Origin of the sequence: Francisella philomiragia subsp. philomiragia ATCC 25015 (assembly GCF_000156715.1) — a bacterium.
GTDB lineage: Bacteria > Pseudomonadota > Gammaproteobacteria > Francisellales > Francisellaceae > Francisella > Francisella philomiragia.
In genome coordinates this window covers 132,940-153,670 of the sequence record NZ_DS999312.1, presented here as the reverse complement: position 1 = coordinate 153,670, position 20,731 = coordinate 132,940, and the positions used below count along the sequence as shown (strand labels likewise).

The window sequence follows — 20,731 nt, the reverse complement described above, 5'->3', positions numbered from 1 at the left end:
AAAATTTGACTACTCAAAATACTTATCTCTAAGCTTTGCTATTTTTTGGTGTAAAGGATCAAACATACTCACAATATTTTTAGATTTGATAAAGTGAACTTCTCCTTCAAAAGCAATCTCGTCGCCTGCTTGAGCATAAACCTCTAAAAGTTTATAACGTAAATCAATATTATTAGGGTTCTTCTCTAAAGAATCTTGAATTGTTATACTTGCTTCAACATACTTTTCACTATCCAAAAATTGCTCAACAAGCTCATTTACATATTGCAGCTCTTGCTCAGCTTGTTGTTTAGCGTCTATTTCCTGAATTTCTGAATCACCACTATTACTTAAAAGCGATTCATCAGTACTAGTTTCAAACACAACTCCCCGTTCTGTTTTAACTACAATATTATTATCCCTATCCGCGTATAAATCATTTGCAATTTCAGCGAACTCATCACCTTCATTGATGTCTAAATTATCTTGATTATTATTCTCAGAATCCTCTAGATTAACTCCAGTTTGAGCGCTAGAACTAGCCTTGTTAGAATTATTGAAAAAGTCGAATTCTTCCTGAGGGCTATTATGAGATTTTCGAGAGCTATAAAATTCATTACCTGACACAACAGGAGAAATACGTGACATCAGATGATCACGTTTCTTTCTTGATATGATTTCAAGCTCCTGCTCTTTTTTTGTACTTCTTGTTTCCCAAAATCTTCTACCAACAATAATAACTACTGCTAAAACTATAACATAAACTATAAATTTAAATAAAGACCCTAAAAATGAGAACGAACTTTCCTCATAAGATTCATTTTCTTGAATATCTGTTGGATTTATTTGGCTATCTAAATTACTCTTATATGATTGCTGAGTATTTTCTTCTCCAGAGATCAAAGTCGGAATTTTATCTTCGCTTAATACATTTGGAGCTGATGAACTATCAGACTCAGAATCGCTTGAAACCATTGTTTGATCACCAAGCTTAGGCGTAGTTGACACAGAAGAAGGTTGATTATACGAGCCTTGAATCATCTGATTTCTTGTTAATGTTAGACCGTCCTCTACTTCGCCTTTTGTAGTAGGAATCGCTAGTTTATCACCAACTTTAATTCTATTATCGACAATCCCTGGAATCTCTGATTTATTTATACCCTTGATTGCATCTGTTAATTCCGAAGTACTTACACCATTTATTGAATGACTTTTGGCTATCTTATATAGATAGTCATTTGACTTGACTGTATATATTTCCATAGCAAAAACTGGCACTGCCATAGCTAATGCACATCCAACAGCAATAACCCTATTGATACCCTTAAACATCTAGCACCCTAATAAAATAATGAATAAATACTTGAAAATTATAGCACATTTTTTCTACTTAAAAAGTATATGATTCTAATGCTCTCTTGTAGCACTAAATATAATATCAGGATTTTTATCTTGAGCTAAATGCAAGTTAACTCCCGTTGGAGCAAGATATGTAAGATACCCAGCACCATCGTATGACAAATTAACTTCATATTTTTTCTTAAAATCATTAAGCTTTTTCTCATCATCACAAAAGATCCAGCGAGCTAAAGAAACATTAACACCTTCATAAGAACACTTAACGTTATATTCAGAAGCAAGACGCTGTGCAACCACGTCAAACTGCAATACACCTACCGCCCCTAGAACTAAGTCATTAGAAATCATTGGTTTGAAGACTTGCGTCGCTCCCTCTTCGGAAAGTTGTACCAACCCTTTTTGTAAGGCTTTCATCTTAAGAGGATCATTCAATTTAACCCTCTTAAAAATTTCAGGCGCAAAGTTTGGGATACCTTTAAATTTAAGCTTCTCTCCTTGAGTAAAACTATCACCTATCTGTATACTACCATGGTTATGCAAACCAATAATATCTCCAGCATAACCCTCTTCAACTTGCTCACGTTCGCCGGCCATAAATGTTAAAGCTTTCGAAACCTGCATCATTTTACCAGTTCGCTCATGATAGATTTTCATGCCTTTCTCATACTTTCCAGAACAAATTCTAAAAAAGGCTATTCTATCACGGTGCTTATCATCCATATTCGCTTGTATCTTAAAGACAAAGCCTGTTAACTTATTCTCATCTGTATTTACAAGCCTTTCATTTGTCTCACGTGGCTGAGGTTCTGGTGCATAAGTTGTAAAACCATCCATCATCTCTTTCACACCAAAATTTGCCAATGCTGTACCAAAATAAACCGGTGTTAACTCTCCCTTTAAAAAAGCTTCTTGATCAAATTCATGACTAGCACCACGAACCAAATCTATTTCCATTTCTAAATCATCAAACAGATCTGCACCAATTTGATCTTTGGCATTAGCTAGACCTTTAATTTTCTTGTAAGGGTGAATTTCATGACCATGTCCACCTTCAAAAAGGGTAACTTCATCATTATATAAGTCATATACACCTTTAAAAAATTTACCCATACCTATTGGCCAATTCATCGGCGCACACTTAATTTTCATAATATCTTCAACCTCATCAAGAAGCTCCAAAGGATCTCTTGTATCTCGGTCAAACTTATTCATAAATGTTACTATCGGTGTATCTCGAAGACGACAAACATTCATAAGCTTGATTGTTCGATCCTCTACACCTTTAACAGCATCTACAACCATCAAAGCAGAATCTACTGCCGTTAATGTACGATAAGTATCCTCCGAAAAATCCTCATGCCCTGGTGTATCAAGTAAATTTACAACTTTACCATTGTAGGGAAACTGCATGACTGATGTCGTAATTGAAATCCCTCTTTCTTTTTCCATCTCCATCCAGTCAGATGTTGCATGAACGCCACTTTTTTTAGCTTTTACTGTTCCTGCTGTTTTAATAGCATTTCCAAATAAAAGCATTTTTTCAGTAATAGTTGTTTTACCAGCATCTGGGTGAGAAATAATTGCAAAAGTTCTTCTTTTTGCAATTTCTTTTAAAATATCATTCATAACTTATATTTTCTTACATAAATAAAACTAACAGAGATTTTACTAGAAATATTTTTATTTAAAACTAAAAATATTTATCTAAGATGGCGTAGATTTCTTTTTCGATAACATCTATAGACTGAGAAGCATCAATTTCATATGCATTATGATTTACTGCTACTAAGCTTTTGAAAACAGCTCTTGTTCTATCAAAGAATGCTAAACCAGCTTTCTCAATTCTATCAGGAGAGCCTACTTTACCTGCTCTAGCCAATCCAATAGCAGGATCAATATCTAAATATATTATTAAATCAGGCTGACAATCTTTTAAGAATGTCTCATTAAGAACATTTAACTTATCAAAACCAAGTTCTCGCCCTCCTCCTTGATAAGCAATGCTAGACCAATAGAACCTATCTGATACAACATTAACTCCCTTAGTTAGAGCTGGGGCTATAAGATTTCTATAATGCTGTATTCTTCCAGCATAAATCATCAGTAGCTCACTATCCGGATGAATCTCTTCATCATAATCATTATGTAGAACTATACTTCTTAATTCTTCAGCCACTTTAGTACCACCTGGTTCACGTGTATATACTGCTGCTAAAGATTTAGAATCTAAATATTTCTTAATAAAACCAATAGCCGTACTTTTGCCAGCACCATCAAGACCTTCTATAACTATAAATTTTGACATATCTTTTTATATAAACAATCCAACAATCACTGCTGATAGAAAGCTGACTAGAGTAGCTCCATACAACATTTTTAAACCAAAAGCCCCAACTATCTCTCCAGACTTTTTATTCAAAGAATATATTGTACCAACAACTATTCCAATCGAACTAAAGTTTGCAAAAGATACTAGAAATACAGAAATAACCGCTTGAGTATGTAATGATAAATTAACCATATTATCTTTAACCATCAACATCGCCACAAACTCATTTGACACTAGTTTTGTACCCATCACCTTTCCAGCGAATAAAAGCTCACTTGCAGGAATATGTAGAACCCATGCAAATGGATAAAACAAATAACCTAGTAAGTTTTGGAATGAAATACCTAATATACTTTCAAAAACTGAATTTAGTGTTGCTATTAGAGCCATAAAACCAATTAAAATTGCCGCAACTACAACAGCTATTTTAAAACCATCGAGAATGTATTCACCTAATACTACAAAAAAAGCTCTTTTACTGTCTGTATCATAATCAACTTCTAATTCTTCATAACTAGATTCTTTTTTGTAATCATAAGGATTTATGATATGCAGTACAAAAAAAGTGCTTAGCATATTCATAATAATTGCTACACATACATATTTTGCATCTATCATAGTCATATATGATCCTAATATCGACAAAGATACTGTCGACATTGCCGTAGCTGCCATTGTATACAAAACATTTGGTGATAGATGCCCAATAATATTTTTATATGCTAAGAAATTCTCTGCTTGACCAAGTGATATTGAACTTACAGCATTAAATGATTCTAACTTACCCATGCCACTAACCTTAGATAATAAAAATCCAACTCCTCTAATGACTAAAGGTAAAATCTTAAGGTACTGTAATATCCCAATAAGCGCAGAAATAAAAACTATTGGCATCAAAACATTTAAGAATAAAACAAAACCATTATTCTCATTAGTATCAATATTGCCAAAAACAAATCTTACACCTACTTGAGATTTATCGATTAAAAAATCAAAAACATTGGCAAAACCATTCATAATGACAATACCAAAGCGCGTTTCTAACAGAATCACACACATCACTAGTTGTACAGTCATTATTATAAATAAAGAGCGATATTTAATAGCTTTTCTATCTGAGCTACAAATAAAAGCTAATAAAAAAACAACTCCCACTCCAAGAACGAAGAATAAAATTCTTGAGATCACAACGTTACCTTTATACTATTAATCCAACTACACATGCTGATAAAAAACTCACCAACACTGCCCCATAAAGAATTTTTAGGCTAAACTTCGAGACTTTAACTGATGCTTCTTTACTTAGTGCTTGAATCGCTCCTATTATTATCCCAATTGAACTAAAGTTTGCAAAGGAAACCAAAAATACTGATATAACCGCTTTAGTGTGCTCTGTAAATTGCTGTGACTGTGTACTCATCATCTGCATCGCCACAAACTCATTAGTTACCATTTTAGTACCCATAAGCTGTCCTGCTGCGTGCAACTCATCACCATTAATATTAAGTATCCAAGCCATAGGATAAAACAAATAGCCCAACAAATCCTGAAAACTTAGACCAAATAGACTACTAAATATCGCATTTAACATCGCAATTAAAGCAATAAAACCAATAAGCATTGCTGAAACAATAACTGCAACCTTAAAACCATCTAATATGTACTCGGCAAGCATCTCAAAGAAGCCTTGCTTCTCTTCTTCAAATTCTTCATGCAATTTATCATAACTAAACTCTTCGGAAGCTTCATAGGGATTAATAATGTTTAACACAAAGAAAGTACCAAACATATTCATTACCAGCGCAACACATACATACTTAGGATCTAATAATGACATATAAGCACCTGCAACTGCTAAAGATACTGTAGACATCGCCGTTGCAGACATTGTATACAATACATTTGAAGGAAGGTGGCCAATAATTTTTTTGTAATTAATAAAATTCTCTGATTGTCCAACTGCTAGTGAGCTAACCGCATTAAATGATTCTAACTTACCCATACCTGTAACTTTTGATAGAATCCAACCTATGCCCTTAATGACAAGAGGTAGTATTTTAAAGTATTGTAAAATACCAATCAGTGAAGATACTAGAACAATAGGCATTCCCACATTGAAAAAGAAGATGAAACCATTTTTAGACATATCAGTAAGATCACCAAAAATAAATGCTGACCCTTCATGAGCATAATTAAGTAAATTCTCAAAACCATCAGCAATAAAACCAACAACCTTTATACCTACTTCAGATTCAAGCATAAAAAAACCAAGAGCTATTTGTACGACCAAAATAACTACTAGATTTTTGTATCTGATTTTTTTTCTATCACTACTCCATATATATGCCAATATAAAAACAACAATAATACCCAATATAAAAAACAATATCCTAGTAGCCACTACCAATTTCTCCATTTAAAAGATTATCGAGCAAACCACTAACTCCGAATCTAAAAGTATCTGCTACTACATAATTCTTAGACATAATCTCTTCCGCTAGTTTAATATATCCTAAGGCCTGAGCTTCATCTCTAATACCACCAGAAGCTTTAAAACCAACCTCATACCCAGAGTTTTCTATAGTCTCTAAAATCACTTTTGCTGCTTCTAGGCTCGCTCCATTTGGAGTTTTGCCTGTAGATGTTTTGACAAAATTAGCTCCATTTACTATCGCATCATGGCTTGCTTTACTGATTAAGTTATCTTCATTCAATTCGCCAGATTCAATTATGACTTTCAAGATGCGATCTTGGCATACATTTTTGACTTTCTCGATCATATCACATGATTGTTGTGAATGACCTTTTTGGATATATTCATTATAATCAATTACTAAATCAATCTCATCTGCTCCTAATGATATCGCTTCTTTAGCTTCTGAGATAACTTCTTCAACTGAGCTATTCCCCTTAGGGAAATTAATTACAGTTGCAACTTTGAAATCACTACCTAAAGTTTTTTTAACTACAGGGACAAATTGTTTATAAACACATATTGCAGCAACTTCACCTAAAGAATTTTTAGCTTTTGCGCATAGCTTAACGATATCAGCGTCAGTGTCACTCTCACCTAACTGAGTCAAGTCCATTAATGATACTATCTTCTGTTTAGTTGTCATTATTAGCTCCAAATATTGACTTACCATAGTCTAGAGGCTCTATACCCATATAATCGGCAATTGTTTGACCAATATCCGCAAACGTATCTCTTGCTCCAATGAACTCTGCTTCGATATTTTTGCCCCATAATAAAAACGGCACACATTCTCTTGTATGATCTGACCCTGGTGCAGTTGGATCACAACCATGGTCTGCTGCCAGTATAACAATAGTATCTTCATCTAACTTAGCATCTAAGTCAGGGATCCTTGAATCTAAATACTCTAATGCTTTACCATATCCTTTAGGATCTCTACGATGACCATAGCTTGAATCTAAGTCTACAAAGTTTGTAAACACTAATGTATTTTCTTTTGCTGATTCATACTCTCTAATCGTATTATCGAATAACTCTTCTAACCCAGTTGCTTTTACTTTCTTAGATATACCTTGATTAGCATAAATATCAGCGATTTTACCTATTGAAACAACTTTACCACCTTGATTAGTTAACTTATCAAGTAATGTTGGTGCTGGTGGCAATATTGAAAAGTCTTTACGATTACCAGTACGAGTATATTCATCGGCAGACTCCCCAATAAATGGACGAGCAATAACCCTACCAACTTTCATTCCCATCTCATCAAGAATTTCTCTAGCTATTTTGCAGATATTCAATAATTTATCTAAACCATAATAATCTTCATGAGCAGCTACCTGAAAAACACTATCTGCAGACGTATAAACAATAGGCTTCTTAGTAACACAACTCTCACAACCATGCTCTTTTAGAACTTCTGTTCCTGATGCGTGCCCAGCATCTATAAAACCATCTGTAAGTCCAGCTCTTTCAACCCATTCATCAATAAACTCTTTGTCAAAATAACCCTGATCACCTTTATTTGTAAAATAATACCAATCAAACATAACAGGCACACCAGCTAGCTCCCAGTGACCGCTTGGTGTATCCTTACCTTTGCTAACCTCAGCACAATAGCCATACTTTGCATTTTCAATAACATCTACATGACCAACTTGTTGACTAAATTCTTTACATCTATTGTATTCAGCAGCTTTCAACAACCCTTTTTTTGCTAAATTTGGTAGTTTAATACTCATACCATTATTAGTAAAGTAATCAACAATATGACCCAAAGTATCTGATCCCTCATCGCCAAAATCAGCAGCATCAGGTGCTTGCCCTATACCAAATGAATCAAATAATAAAATGACCGCTTTTTTATTCTTTAACATATCACTAAACACCTTTTTTGTTATTCTCTAGGAATGCAATTCTAATCCCACGCAGAATTAAATCTGGGGATATCTCATCAAAGATTCCCTCATCTTTAAACAACCCAGCAAATCCACCTGTTGCTATAGTGTAAACGGGTACCCCAAATTCTTTTAAACTTCTAGTTTTAAGCTCTCTTAAAGCTCCTAAATGACCATAATACAAGCCTGAGCGAATATTAGTTTTCGTATCATAACCTATAGCAACTTCTGGTTTGACAATAGTTATTGACGATAACTGTGAAGCTCCTTGACACAAAGCATTCAAAGAAAGTTTAACTCCCGGCATAATTGAGCCACTCAGATATTTCTTATCTTTAGTCACCAAATCAAATGTTGTTGCCGTACCTAAGTCAATAATTAATAAATCCTTATTCGGATAATCTGCTATAGCGCCGATACAACTAGCTATCCTATCAGCCCCGACTTGATGAGCCTCAACAGCTGTCATATCAAGATCAGTTGTTTCCATACTAATAAAAAATGGCTTCATACCAAAATATTTTATAACAGCAGAACCTAAAGAATAATTCAAATGAGGAACTACTGAAGATATCGCACACCCTTTGATCTTACTTAAATCAACCGAGTTCTCTCTTAACGCTTGTCTAAGAAATACACCAATCTGATCCGACGTCGAATCTACTGATGAAGTTGCATATCTAATCTGAGAAATTATATTCTCACCCTCAAAAACACCAATGTGTATGTGAGAATTTCCCACATCCATTACTAGCAACATAAAACACCCTATAATTAATATACCTAATGTGCTTGATCCCAACTCTCACCAGAGTCGACATTTACCTCTAGAGGAACATCTAGTTTTACAGATGTCTCCATTATACTTTTTATTTTTGTAGTTATTTCATTAAGCTTGGCTTTTCTAACTTCAAACACCAGCTCATCATGAACTTGCATAACCATTTTTATATCATCATTATACTCTTGCAAAATCATTGTGTTAACATCTATCATAGCTTTTTTGATGATATCTGCAGCCGTACCTTGCATTGGAGCATTAATTGCCGCTCTTTCAGCAGCATTTCTTTGGATTACATTTTTAGAGCTAATATCTGGCAAGTATAATCTTCTTCCTAAGATAGTTTCAACATAACCATTTTGCTTTGCAAATTCTTTAGCTGTTGTCATGTACTCTTTTACACTTGGATAACGATTAAAATAAACATCGATATACTCCTGAGCTTCTCCTCGTGGTATTTCTAATTGTTTAGCTAATCCAAAAGCACTCATTCCATAAATAAGTCCAAAGTTTATTGCTTTAGCTCTTCTTCTTTGTTCACTAGTAACCATATCAAGACTTATACCTAAAACCTCAGCCGCAGTAGCGCTATGAATATCTAAACCTTGATTAAAAGCTTTCAAAAGATTTTTATCCTTTGACAAATGCGCCATAATTCTTAATTCAATTTGGGAATAGTCTGCAGCAACTACACAAAATTCTTGTTCTGCGATAAATGCTTGTCTTATCTTACGCCCTTCGGGACTTTTAATAGGAATATTTTGTAAATTTGGATCTGATGAAGACAATCTACCAGTTACAGTTCCTGTTTGGTTGTACGAAGTATGAACTCGGCCATTCACATCAAGCATTTTCGGCAATTTATCTGTATAAGTATTTTTTAGCTTTGATAGGTGGCGATACTTCATTATTAAGGCTGCTATTTCATACTCTTCGGCTAATTGAACCAGAACCTCTTCAGATGTTGAAGCCTGACCTTTAGCTGTCTTTTTGACAGGAGGAAGACCCATTTTATCAAACAAAATTTCTCTTAACTGCACTGGAGAAGATAAATTGAATTCTTGACCAGCAAGATCATAACACTTAATCTCAAGCTCTTTGATAGAGTCTTCAAGATTAGCACTCTGCTCTATAAGTTTAGCAGCATCTATCTTAACACCAACTTTTTCCATATTATTAAGAATAATAGTCAATGGCATTTCAACATTAGAATATAGACTATATAAGACTTCATCATCCTTTAGCATTTTCAAGAAATGATTATAAAGTCTAAATGTAATATCAGCATCTTCAGCAGCATATTTAGCCACTTTTTCTATATCTATTTGATCTAATGTCAACTGATTACGACCAGTTCCAGCTAATGTCGTATATGCAATTGGTTCAATACCTAAGTGCTCTTTTGATAAGCTATCCATATCATGTTTACCACTACTTTTTAGCACATATGCCATAATCATAGTATCATTAACTTGATTAACTATCTTAACTCCATATTTTGACAAAATTTTTTCATCAAATTTAAAATTGTGGGCAACTTTAGACTTTTGAGAATCCACGAAAACAGGTTTTAAACTATCTAAAACAATCTCTAGTTCTAATTGCTGTGGAACTCCAAGGTATCTATGCTGCAAAGGAATATAATAAGCTCGACCCTCTTTTGCACAAAATGATAAACCAACAAGATTAGCTTCATAAGTATTCAGTGAATCTGTTTCTGTATCAAAAGCAAAACTACTGCTATTTTTTAACTCTTTGACCAAATCATCAAGTTGTTCTTTTGTCGCAACTATCTTATAGTCAATATCTATATTATCAGCTTGCGGTTTTGTTAATTTTACTGAAGATTGAATACTTAAATCTTTAAGTAAAGATTTAAATTCATAACGTGTAAATACCTCATATAGATACTCTTTATTTGCATTTTTACACTTTAAGTCTTCTATAGATAGATTAAGCTCCACATCGCACTTTATAGTCGCTAATTTATAAGATAATTTGAGTAGCTCGATATTATTGCGTAAGTTTTCACCTACCTTTCCTGTTATTTTATCCTGATTAGCAATTATACCTTCAATGTCTTGATACTCTTGCAACCACTTAATTGCAGTCTTAGGTCCAACCTTAGGTATACCAGGGATATTATCTGAAGAATCTCCCATCAAGGCTAAATAATCTATAATTTGATCCGGTCTAATTTGATATTTTTCCAATACCCCTGCGAAATCAGTAGTTACGTTTTTCATAGAATCATAAAGAACCACATTATCCGTAACTAACTGTGCCATATCTTTATCGCCAGTAGATATAATGACATCATAACCTTGCTGCTCAAGATCTCTTGCCAATGTCCCTATTACATCATCTGCTTCAACACCATCTTTTATTATCAATGGAAAGCCCATATTCTCGATAATTTGATGTAATGGCTGGATTTGCACCCTTAGCTCATCATCCATCGCTTTACGATTTGCTTTATACTCAGGATACATCTCATGACGAAAATTCTTACCTTTAGGGTCAAAGACTACTGCAACATACTCGGTATCATACATAGCAGGCAACTTCTTAAGCATATTAATCACACCTATAATAGCCCCTGTTGGCTCACCTTGACTATTAGTAAGGTTTGGTAAGGCATGATATGCCCTAAAAAGATACGATGACCCATCAACTAAAACAATTTTTTTCATAGATTTTGTAGCTACTTTTTTATCAGGTTAATAGTAATATATATGCTTTGGTATATCAAACTGATTTATACTCTAGACTTCCATTCTAGTGGCAAATTTTCAGCTTAACAGAATAATCAACAAAACTCTAAGGCTATATCAAGATACCACCAATTACTCTTGGCAAAATCTTTACATTTAATGGCATCCTTATAAGTCATAATAACTATCTGTTCAGGATCAAAATGTTCAAAATCCTTAGGCGTATATTTATGATGATCTCTGAAGATATGCTCATGGTAGATATTCACTCCAAGCTCATCCAGCGAGCTAAAAAATTTATCAGGGTTACCAATACCAGCAACAGCATCTATTGATTTACCATAGAAACTATCTATAGATATGCTTTGTTTTGTTACAAGATTTACAAATTTTATCGCCTTGATTTTAGCTCTGACAATATTAGAATTATAATTTAATAACTCACTATAGTTTTGGTCATCAAGATTACCTATAGCGATTATTTGATCGACCGATTTTAGTCTTTCTACCGGTTCTCTGAGAGGTCCAGCTGGCAGACATAATCCATTGCCAAACATCCTACTAGCATCAACTACTACCACCTCTTTAGTTCTAGCTAGTTTATAATGCTGCAAACCATCATCAGATATAATAACATCAGCATCATGATAATTCTTTTCAACATATTTAACAGAATCAACCCTGTGTGGAGATATTACTATTGGCACCTTACCGCCTAATGCATCAAATAACATTGCCGGTTCATCACCACATACACTTGCAGGTGTCTTTGAGTCGACTTCAAAAGGATATTTTTCTGCCTTAGCACCATAGCCACGACTGATTATAACCGGCTTCTTACCTTGCTCTAGGTATTGATTAGCAAACATCCTCACTACAGGAGTTTTACCTGTTCCACCGACGGAAATATTACCTACTATAATTACAGGAATTTTTGACTTATATTGATTATTCTGTAGCCTAATTTTACGATTATGAGCAATTTTTGAGAAAATAAAAGCGATAGGACTTAAAATATAACTAAGTATCCCTAGCTGAGGTTTATACCAAATGTTATCTATCATTAGTATTACTGAAGTCCTGATTGATATAGCCTAGTATAAAGTCCACCTTTCGCCAGAAGCTCTTCATGCTTACCACTTTCAACTATTTTGCCATCATCCATTACTACAATCTTATCAGCATTCTCTACCGTGCTTAATCTATGAGCAATAACTATAGTAGTACAAGATTTAGTCAAGCTTTCTAATGCTTGTTGAACCACTCTTTCGGACTCATTATCAAGCGCACTTGTTGCCTCATCAAATATTAGCACTGGAGCATTTTTCAATAGAGCTCTAGCAATTGATAATCTCTGACGTTGACCGCCTGACAATTTAGAACCATTATTACCAATATTAGTATGAATACCATCAGAAAGCTCTTGAACAAACTCATAAGCATTAGCTCTTTTAAGAGCATCTACGACCTCTTCTTCAGAAACATCTCTTGAAAGTCCAAATGCTATATTATTAAATACAGTATCATCAAATAAGTGAACATTTTGTGAAACCATAGACAGGTGCGATCTTAAGTTTTCTAAAGTCAAATCTCTTATATCAATATTATCCAATAATACTTGACCTTGCTGTTGAGTATAAAATCTCGAAATAATACTCGTAAGCGTTGTTTTACCACTCCCTGATTTACCAACAAAAGCAACTGTTTCTCCAGCCTCAATCTCTGTACTTACACCATTAAGAACCTTATGATCTGCAAATGCAAAACTAACATCTTTTATCGTTACTTTGCCACTAACTTTCTCAATCTCTTTCTTGCCCGTCTCTTTTTCAGATGGATAATCTAAAATATAGAATATATCCTCTGTAGCAGCTACTGCCTTTTGTATAACCACGTTAACCTTAGTAAGATTCTTAATTGGTTTTAGAATGGCAGCAGCAGCAGCGAAGAATGATGCAAAAGAGCCAGCAGTTAACCAAGATGAGCTACCACCCTCATTAGTCCCAAAAATTGCTATTGTAAATAATGAAAAAGCAAGAACTAGTGAAGCAATAATCTGTATAACCGGAGACGTTAGAGCATCCAATGCAATTGTTCTAATTTGCTGAGAGTAAGTATAATCAAGATTTTTGAAAAACTTATTCTGCTGTTTTTGTTGCGCTCCAAAGATTCTAATTTCTTTATAATTCCTTATGGTTTCTTCAGCAATATGAGTCACATTCCCCATTGATGATTGAGTATTTCTACTTAAAGATCTAAATTTCTTATTTATTATGGAGATAAATAATCCCAAAAATGGTCCTATAATTATTAGAAATAATGACAGCTGCCAACTTGATACCACCATCACTATTATTAAACCTATAACAAAAGTACCATCTTGTACAACTGTAATAATAGCAGTTGAAGTAGCCTCTGTAACTTGATCAACATTATATAGAAGCCTTGAGATAATCTGACCTGAAGAATGCTTATCAAAGAAACTAGCAGGCAGATTCATAAATCTCTTATAGATATCTTTTCTAAACTTATAAACAACTTTTTGCCCCAAAGACCCTATAAAGTATTGAGACAAAAATGACCCGACAGACCTCAAAGCTAGTAAGCCAACCATACCAACACCCATAAGCATAAGTATACTAGCACTTTGCTTAGTAATATCGCCACCAGGGCCAAAACCATAATTCAATATCGGATTGATCAGATATATCATCGAAGCATCTGCAGCTGAAAAAAATATACTACCTATTGCTGCGATAACTAGAAAATACCATAAGTGCTTAACCTGAAGCAGTAATCTTTTATAAAGAGTCCCCACTTTTTCTTTATTCACCATTTCTCCACTTAGATTGCCGGAACTTTGGGATTTAAGATCAATTTTGTCAATTAAATTTGCCATAAAATATAAGAAGCCGTTAAAAAACCAACGCGAATAACAAATAATTATACACTTTTTTCTGTTAACATAAAGCAAACAGAAAGATGTTTATTTGGCTATGGAATTTTATTTAGTTGGTGGTGCTGTTAGAGATATATTGCTTGGTATAGCACCAAAAGACAGAGACTGGGTGGTGGTTGGTGCTACAGAAACTCAAATGATCAAAGCTGGCTTCACAAAAATACTATCTAGTTTTCCAGTCTTTTTACACCCAGAAACTAAAGAAGAGTATGCCTTAGCTAGATCAGAAAAAAAAATAGCTAAAGGCTATCATGGTTTTGAAGTTAATTTTTCAAGCAACATCACTTTAGAAGAAGACTTAAAACGCAGAGACTTGACCATCAACTCTATGGCAATAGATAAAAACAATAATATAATCGACCCTTTTAATGGTCAAAATGATATTAAAAATAGAATACTTCGACACACATCAGAAGCATTTATTGAAGATCCTTTACGTGTAGTTAGATTAGCTCGCTTCAAAGTCCAACTTAGTGCTTTTAATTTTTCAATTGCTGATGAAACAATAAACATAATCAAATCAATTATTAAATCAGGAGAACTAAACTACCTAACCAAGGAGCGCTTGCATATAGAATTTATCAAAGCTCTTAGAAATCCAAAAATTTTTTTTGAGACATTAGATGAGTTTGACTCATTAAGAATAATATTCCCAAGTATTAAAAAATCTTTAAATGCAATCCCAAATAAGAATTTCTTCAGAAAAAAAACATACCTAAATTCATCAAATGAAGAGAAAATATGCCTATGCTTGTTAAACCTAGAAGATGATACAATAAACAACTTAAAACTAGAGTTATTACTAACTAATAAGCAACTCAAACTTCTAATTGCCACTTCAGCTATAAGAAAAATTATTGAATTTAAGAGCATCAATGCAGAAACTGCTCTTAAAATAATAAAAAGAGCAAATCTCTTAAGAGATAAAAAGCTACAACAAAACGCTATAGACATTTTTGAAAAATATTCAGAAATAGATAATTCAAGATTCTCTCATACGATCATCAAACAATTTAAAAGTGCTCTAAATATTATAAATACAACAAATATCGAGACATTAATAACAACAGTACCAAAAGAAAATTTAGCAAACGCCATTGAGACCCTTTATATGGATATTATAAAAAAGCAATTAAATCTATGATACAATTACAAAAATTTCTTTGAATTTAGAAAATTTAATAATGAGATTTATATTTAGACATATTTTTTTACTTAACATTATTGTTTGTTTTTTTGCCTTAATCACGGTCGTATTTACAATAATTGGCTTAGGATGGAAACCATGTCCTATGTGCTTGATACAGCAGCTATGTGTACTTTGTATAATGATATTCAGCATTCTAGGGCTGATCAAAAATAGTTCAAAAGGATTCAGTACAATAGTGCAAACAGTAATTATCTTGATTATTGCTGTAGGCTGCTATATAGCTGCTGATCAAGCTTATTTACAGTACTTCTCCTCAACAATATCTGATGACCCTACAGGCTGTGGCGCTATTAGCAACCCTTTCCTAATTGATGCTACAAAATCATTAACAGGAACCGTCAGTAGTTGTACTAGTATTGCTGAAGAAATCTCTGGTATTAGTTTGGCTGTATATAGTTTAATATTTTTCATTTGCTTATTAGTCATGAATTGTGTCAGTTTATTTGTAAGAATATTTAAAAAATAATGGGATATAACAGTGGATTTTAAAAAAACTTTTTTAGACCTTAAAGAGAAAATTAACTCTAGTAAGAAAAACTACTCGATTTTTGTACTGGCGACTATTGTTGTAGCTTGGCTTATACTAGGTAAGCTCGGAATATCACTAGCAATTGTCTACTTTATTTTCCAAATCAACTACATTAAGACGAAGCTTTCTTTACTTAAAAACAAACGTACTGCATCAATAGCAGTTGTGGTAGCAACACTGGTACTTTTTGGAGCTATTTTTGGTTTTGCTGAATTTATCCAAAGTATGATAAAAAAAGGTATGGCTTCATATGTGCCTCAACCTGTCGCGGTAACATCTTCAGTTGTGGAAAAAACTGATTGGAAACAAGTTATAAACACTATTGGTGAAGCGCAAGCTATTCAATCTACAGAGATATCTTCTCAATCTGGTGGAATCGTGAGTGAAATTAACTTCAAAAGTGGTCAAGAAGTTAAAAAAGGAGATCTTCTATTTAAACTAGATACTAGCCAATTAAAAGCAAGCTTAGAGGAAGCATTATCAAATCTTAAACTTGCTAAAATCACAAAAGATCGTTATAACAAACTTGTAGAACAAAGAGCAACTTCAAAAGAATCTGCTGACAAGGCTAACGCTGATTACTTATCAGCATTAGCACAAGTTCAAAATATAGAATCTCAAATTGGCTTCAAAGAGATTAGAGCACCATTCGACGGCAAGATAGGTATTAGAAACATAAGCTTAGGTCAATATTTCAACAACGGTGATAATGCTGCTACACTTACCAAAATTGATCCTATATTTGTCACATTCCCTGTACCACAAAACAAAGTTAGTATGATTAGCGTTGGACAAGAAATTAACTTCTATTCTGACTCATACCCAGGAGAAACATTTACTGCGAAGATAACAGCTATAAACTCTTTTATTAATGATTCAAATAGATCCATAACTGTTCAGGCAACATACCAAAACTCACACCACAAAATCGTCCCAGGAATGTTTTTAACCGTTCATGTTAGTCTACCTGTTAAGAAAGACTCTATTGTAATTCCTAGAAATGCTGTTTCATATAGCCTGTATGGTCAGTCAGTATTTACACTTGAACCTGTTATGAAAGATGGTAAACCTGTTATGGCATCGTATACGTCAACTGCTGATGGTGGTATGAAAACTGTTAATACTGACAAAACATTATACAAAGTAGGTCAAGCTAATGTTGAAGTCTTAGAAACTAGAAACAACTTAGCTCTTGTTAAAGGCTTGGAGCCTGGTACTACAATTATTACGTCAGGACAAAACAAGGTGCGTAAAGGAATGGATGCAATACTGAACAATAGTGTAAAGATTGACAATAACATATATAATCAGGGAATCCAGTAATGCGTTTAATTGATCTCTTTATTAGAAGACCTGTTCTATCTCTTTCAATAAGCTTTATGATTATTGTTGTAGGAGTTGGTTCATTCTTTCAATTACAAGTTAGACAATATCCATACATAGATAGTGCTACTATTACAGTTACAACAGCCTATCCAGGTGCAAACCCTGCTACAATCCAAGCTTTTGTAACTAGACCGATAGAGGCGGCTGTAGGCTCCTCTAAAGGTATTGATTATATGACATCATCATCAGCACTAGGTACAAGTACAATTACGGTATATGTAAAGCTTGGCCAAAATACTAATGATGTACTTTCAGAAGTAGTCCAGAATGTAAACTCTGTACTTAACCAACTTCCTCAAGATGCTTATTCTCCTGCTATTAAATTAAATCCTGCAGATAACTTCCCTTCATTGATTCTAGCTTTCACAAGTAAGACCATGAATACTTCTGAGATATCTGCATATATTAACTCTGAGCTGACACCTAAACTTCTTGCTCAAGGAGGACTTTCATCTGTTGATGTTTGGGGTAATAAGCCTTATGCAATGCGTATTTATCCAAATAAAACTCGCATGGCAGAATATGGAATTACCCCTACAGAATTAGCAACAGCGATAGGTTCAAACAGTTTAGTTTCAGCAGGTGGTCAAATACAAGGACCATACTTAAACTATACACTTAATCCTGAAACAAGTATGTCTACAGCTCAAGAGTATAGAAACTTAATTATCAAAAAAAGTGATAAACAGGTAGTACGACTCAAGGATGTTGCGAAAGTTGAGCTTGGTGCTCAAGACTACGATTCTTCAGTATATTTTGATGGCAAAAATGCTGTCCTAGCAGGTGCTGTAGTCTCCCCTGAGGAAAACCCTCTAGATGTAGTTGATAGACTAGTTGAAGAGCTACCAAATATTAAAGCTGCTTTACCAAATGGTCTAGATGTAAATATTGCATACAACAGTACTACATATATTGAAGTTTCTATTGAAGAAGTTCTACACACATTATTCGAAGCTGTGATAATTGTATCTGTAGTAATGTTTTTATTTTTAGGATCATTTAGAGCGATTATAGTTCCAGTTGTTGCAATTCCTCTTTCAATTATTGGATCATTCTTTTTAATGTCGCTTATGGGCTTTTCAATCAATCTTCTAACCCTTCTATCCATGATTCTTGCTATCGGTCTTGTAGTTGATGACGCTATCGTTGTACTAGAAAATATCTATAGACATATTGAAGAAGGAATGGAGCCTTTTGCAGCTGCTATCAAGGGAGCTAGAGAGATAGCCAACCCTGTTATATTGATGACTCTAACCCTAGTCGTAGTATATGCTCCTATCGGTATGATGGGTGGCTTCACAGGGCAACTATTTACCGAGTTTGCATATTCACTTGCTGGTGCAGTTGTAATATCTGGTATAGTTGCCTATACACTCTCACCGATGCTATGCTCTAAAATCCTAAATAGAGAAATGATGAGCACAAAACTAGTTAAATTCATTGATAAACTTTTTACAGCTTTAACTGCAAAGTATAAAGCAACTTTAGAGTTTGTCTTGGATATCAAGCCAGCAATAGCTATTGTAGGGCTTATTGTACTAGCTAGCTGTTTTATAATGGGCAAAGGAATTAAATCAGAACTAGCTCCCAATGAGGACATGGGCTTCTTAGGAATTATGGGACAAGCGCCATCTTCTGCAAATATCAACTATCTAGAAACTTTTGGTACAAAATTAGCTAGCACATTAGATGAAGTACCTGGTAAGCAAGATACTTTTATTCTTAATGGTGTAATGGGCTCAAATGTAATCTTCGGTGGCTTTATTATGCAACCATGGGATAAAAGAGAAATATCTCAACAAAAAGCTGCTCAGATAGCTCAAGCTAAAGTTACAGAACTACCAGGTATTCAAACCTACACATATCAGACTCCAGCTCTACCAGGGATACCTAGAGGAGCTCCATTATCCTTAGTTATTCAAAGTGTTAATGACTATGAAGCTATTAATGAAATTACCAACAAAGTAATAGATAAGATGATGAAAAGCGGATTATTTGTATTCGCTCAAAGCGATCTTAAATTTGATAACCCTGTTGTTGATATTAGTATTGATCGTGAAAAAGCTGGGATATTGGGTATTACCATGTCAGATATTGCCAAAACATTAGGTTACTCTTATGCTGGAGGATATATTAACTATTTCTTCCTAAAGGGATATAGCTTCCAAGTAATCCCTCAATTAGCTCGTAATGAAATGTTAACTCAAGAGCAGTTAGGTAATATATACATCCGTTCAGATGAAGCTAGTGATTTGTTTAATTCAGAACTTCCTTTATCTGCACTAGTATCTTTCAAAACTGAGGGCCAACCTCTCACTTTAAATACATTCCAACAGCTCAATGCATCAACAATTTCAGCAGTTATGGCTCCAGGAGTAACTCAAGGTCAAGCTATTGACTATGTTAAAAATGTAGTTAGAAGTGAGTTGCCGGAAGGATTCTCGTTTAACTTCTCAGGCTCTGCTCGTCAATATATTGAGAATGGCAATACTATGATGGTAGCTTTTGCGTTTGCAATTGTACTTATTTTCTTAGCATTATCTGCTCAATTTGAGAGCTTTAGAGATTCTCTAGTAATCTTAGTTACTATACCAATGGCTATATCTGGTGCACTAATACCTTTATATGTTGGTCAGTATATGGGTGCTGGATGGGCATCACTTAATATATATACCCAACTAGGGCTTGTAACATTGATTGGTCTAATATCAAAACAAGGTATCATGGTTGTTGAGTTTGCCAATCATTTACAAAAACATGAACGAATGAATAAATATGATGCTATTGTAACATCATCATCACAGCGTCTAAGACCTATTTTGATGACAGTATCAGCAATGGTTGTGGGTGTCATCCCATTAGTAACATCCTCAGGTGCCGGTGCTATCAGTAGAAACTGTATAGGTGTAGTTATTTCTAGTGGACTGGTAATAGGAGCAATTTTCTCTCTATTTGTACTTCCTGTGGTATATATGTATATCGCTAGTGATAAATCTATTGCTGTGAAAACTGAATCTGAACAACAAAAAATCATCGACAATCTTTCAGAATAATTACTTAATAACATCTTTTGTTATTAGTAAATTTATATTTTTTTTGATAGACTAAAAA

The 20,731-nt window shown here is 34.0% G+C and carries 15 protein-coding genes; 4 read left to right on the top strand and 11 right to left on the bottom strand.

Features of this window, described 5'->3' with window-relative positions:
• Window positions 1-9: 9 nt before the first annotated feature.
• The 11 genes from FTPG_RS03425 to msbA all read right to left on the bottom strand — a co-directional run bounded on the left by FTPG_RS03425 (window position 10) and on the right by msbA (window position 14,435).
• Window positions 10-1,311, bottom strand: a complete 1,302-nt coding sequence (locus FTPG_RS03425; protein ID WP_004287035.1) for a LysM peptidoglycan-binding domain-containing protein — start codon at window positions 1,309-1,311, stop codon at window positions 10-12.
• A 75-nt stretch (window positions 1,312-1,386) separates the two neighbouring features.
• Window positions 1,387-2,964 (bottom strand): peptide chain release factor 3, encoded by a 1,578-nt coding sequence (locus FTPG_RS03420; RefSeq protein WP_004287034.1) that lies wholly within the window; start codon window positions 2,962-2,964, stop codon window positions 1,387-1,389.
• Window positions 2,965-3,028: 64 nt separating this feature from the next.
• Window positions 3,029-3,643 (bottom strand): dTMP kinase, encoded by a 615-nt coding sequence (gene tmk / locus FTPG_RS03415; RefSeq protein ID WP_004287033.1) that lies wholly within the window; start codon window positions 3,641-3,643, stop codon window positions 3,029-3,031.
• Between the two features lie 6 nt (window positions 3,644-3,649).
• On the bottom strand, window positions 3,650-4,855 hold the full coding sequence (locus FTPG_RS03410; RefSeq protein WP_004287032.1) for a NupC/NupG family nucleoside CNT transporter: 1,206 nt from the start codon (window positions 4,853-4,855) through the stop codon (window positions 3,650-3,652).
• A 10-nt stretch (window positions 4,856-4,865) separates the two neighbouring features.
• Window positions 4,866-6,068, bottom strand: a complete 1,203-nt coding sequence (locus tag FTPG_RS03405) for a NupC/NupG family nucleoside CNT transporter (RefSeq protein WP_004287031.1) — start codon at window positions 6,066-6,068, stop codon at window positions 4,866-4,868.
• Window positions 6,058-6,813, bottom strand: a complete 756-nt coding sequence (deoC, locus tag FTPG_RS03400; protein ID WP_004287030.1) for a deoxyribose-phosphate aldolase — start codon at window positions 6,811-6,813, stop codon at window positions 6,058-6,060. Before deoC ends, FTPG_RS03405 begins: the two co-directional genes overlap by 11 nt.
• Entirely contained in the window at window positions 6,776-8,020 is a 1,245-nt protein-coding gene (locus FTPG_RS03395) for a phosphopentomutase (protein WP_004287029.1), read from the bottom strand. The genes deoC and FTPG_RS03395 overlap by 38 nt, the downstream gene beginning before the upstream one ends.
• A 4-nt stretch (window positions 8,021-8,024) precedes the next feature.
• Window positions 8,025-8,801 (bottom strand): type III pantothenate kinase, encoded by a 777-nt coding sequence (locus tag FTPG_RS03390; protein WP_004287028.1) that lies wholly within the window; start codon window positions 8,799-8,801, stop codon window positions 8,025-8,027.
• A 23-nt stretch (window positions 8,802-8,824) separates the two neighbouring features.
• Complete coding sequence (gene polA / locus FTPG_RS03385) at window positions 8,825-11,515, bottom strand: DNA polymerase I (RefSeq protein WP_004287027.1); 2,691 nt, start codon at window positions 11,513-11,515, stop codon at window positions 8,825-8,827.
• Window positions 11,516-11,631: 116 nt separating this feature from the next.
• Window positions 11,632-12,600, bottom strand: coding sequence for a tetraacyldisaccharide 4'-kinase (lpxK, locus tag FTPG_RS03380; RefSeq protein WP_004287026.1), 969 nt, complete (start codon window positions 12,598-12,600; stop codon window positions 11,632-11,634).
• Between the two features lie 5 nt (window positions 12,601-12,605).
• Window positions 12,606-14,435, bottom strand: a complete 1,830-nt coding sequence (gene msbA, locus FTPG_RS03375) for a lipid A export permease/ATP-binding protein MsbA (RefSeq protein ID WP_004287025.1) — start codon at window positions 14,433-14,435, stop codon at window positions 12,606-12,608.
• Window positions 14,436-14,532: 97 nt separating this feature from the next.
• Here msbA and FTPG_RS03370 point away from each other — a divergent pair, with 97 nt between their 5' ends.
• Genes FTPG_RS03370 through FTPG_RS03355 form a run of 4 tightly spaced genes read left to right on the top strand, consistent with a single transcriptional unit; the run spans window position 14,533 to window position 20,673 of the window.
• Window positions 14,533-15,639, top strand: a complete 1,107-nt coding sequence (locus FTPG_RS03370; RefSeq protein WP_004287024.1) for a CCA tRNA nucleotidyltransferase — start codon at window positions 14,533-14,535, stop codon at window positions 15,637-15,639.
• A gap of 40 nt (window positions 15,640-15,679) precedes the next feature.
• Window positions 15,680-16,171, top strand: a complete 492-nt coding sequence (locus tag FTPG_RS03365) for a disulfide bond formation protein B (protein ID WP_004287023.1) — start codon at window positions 15,680-15,682, stop codon at window positions 16,169-16,171.
• A gap of 12 nt (window positions 16,172-16,183) precedes the next feature.
• On the top strand, window positions 16,184-17,557 hold the full coding sequence (locus FTPG_RS03360; RefSeq protein WP_004287022.1) for an efflux RND transporter periplasmic adaptor subunit: 1,374 nt from the start codon (window positions 16,184-16,186) through the stop codon (window positions 17,555-17,557).
• Window positions 17,557-20,673, top strand: a complete 3,117-nt coding sequence (locus FTPG_RS03355) for an efflux RND transporter permease subunit (RefSeq protein ID WP_004287021.1) — start codon at window positions 17,557-17,559, stop codon at window positions 20,671-20,673. The genes FTPG_RS03360 and FTPG_RS03355 overlap by 1 nt, the downstream gene beginning before the upstream one ends.
• The last annotated feature ends 58 nt before the right edge of the window (window positions 20,674-20,731 follow it).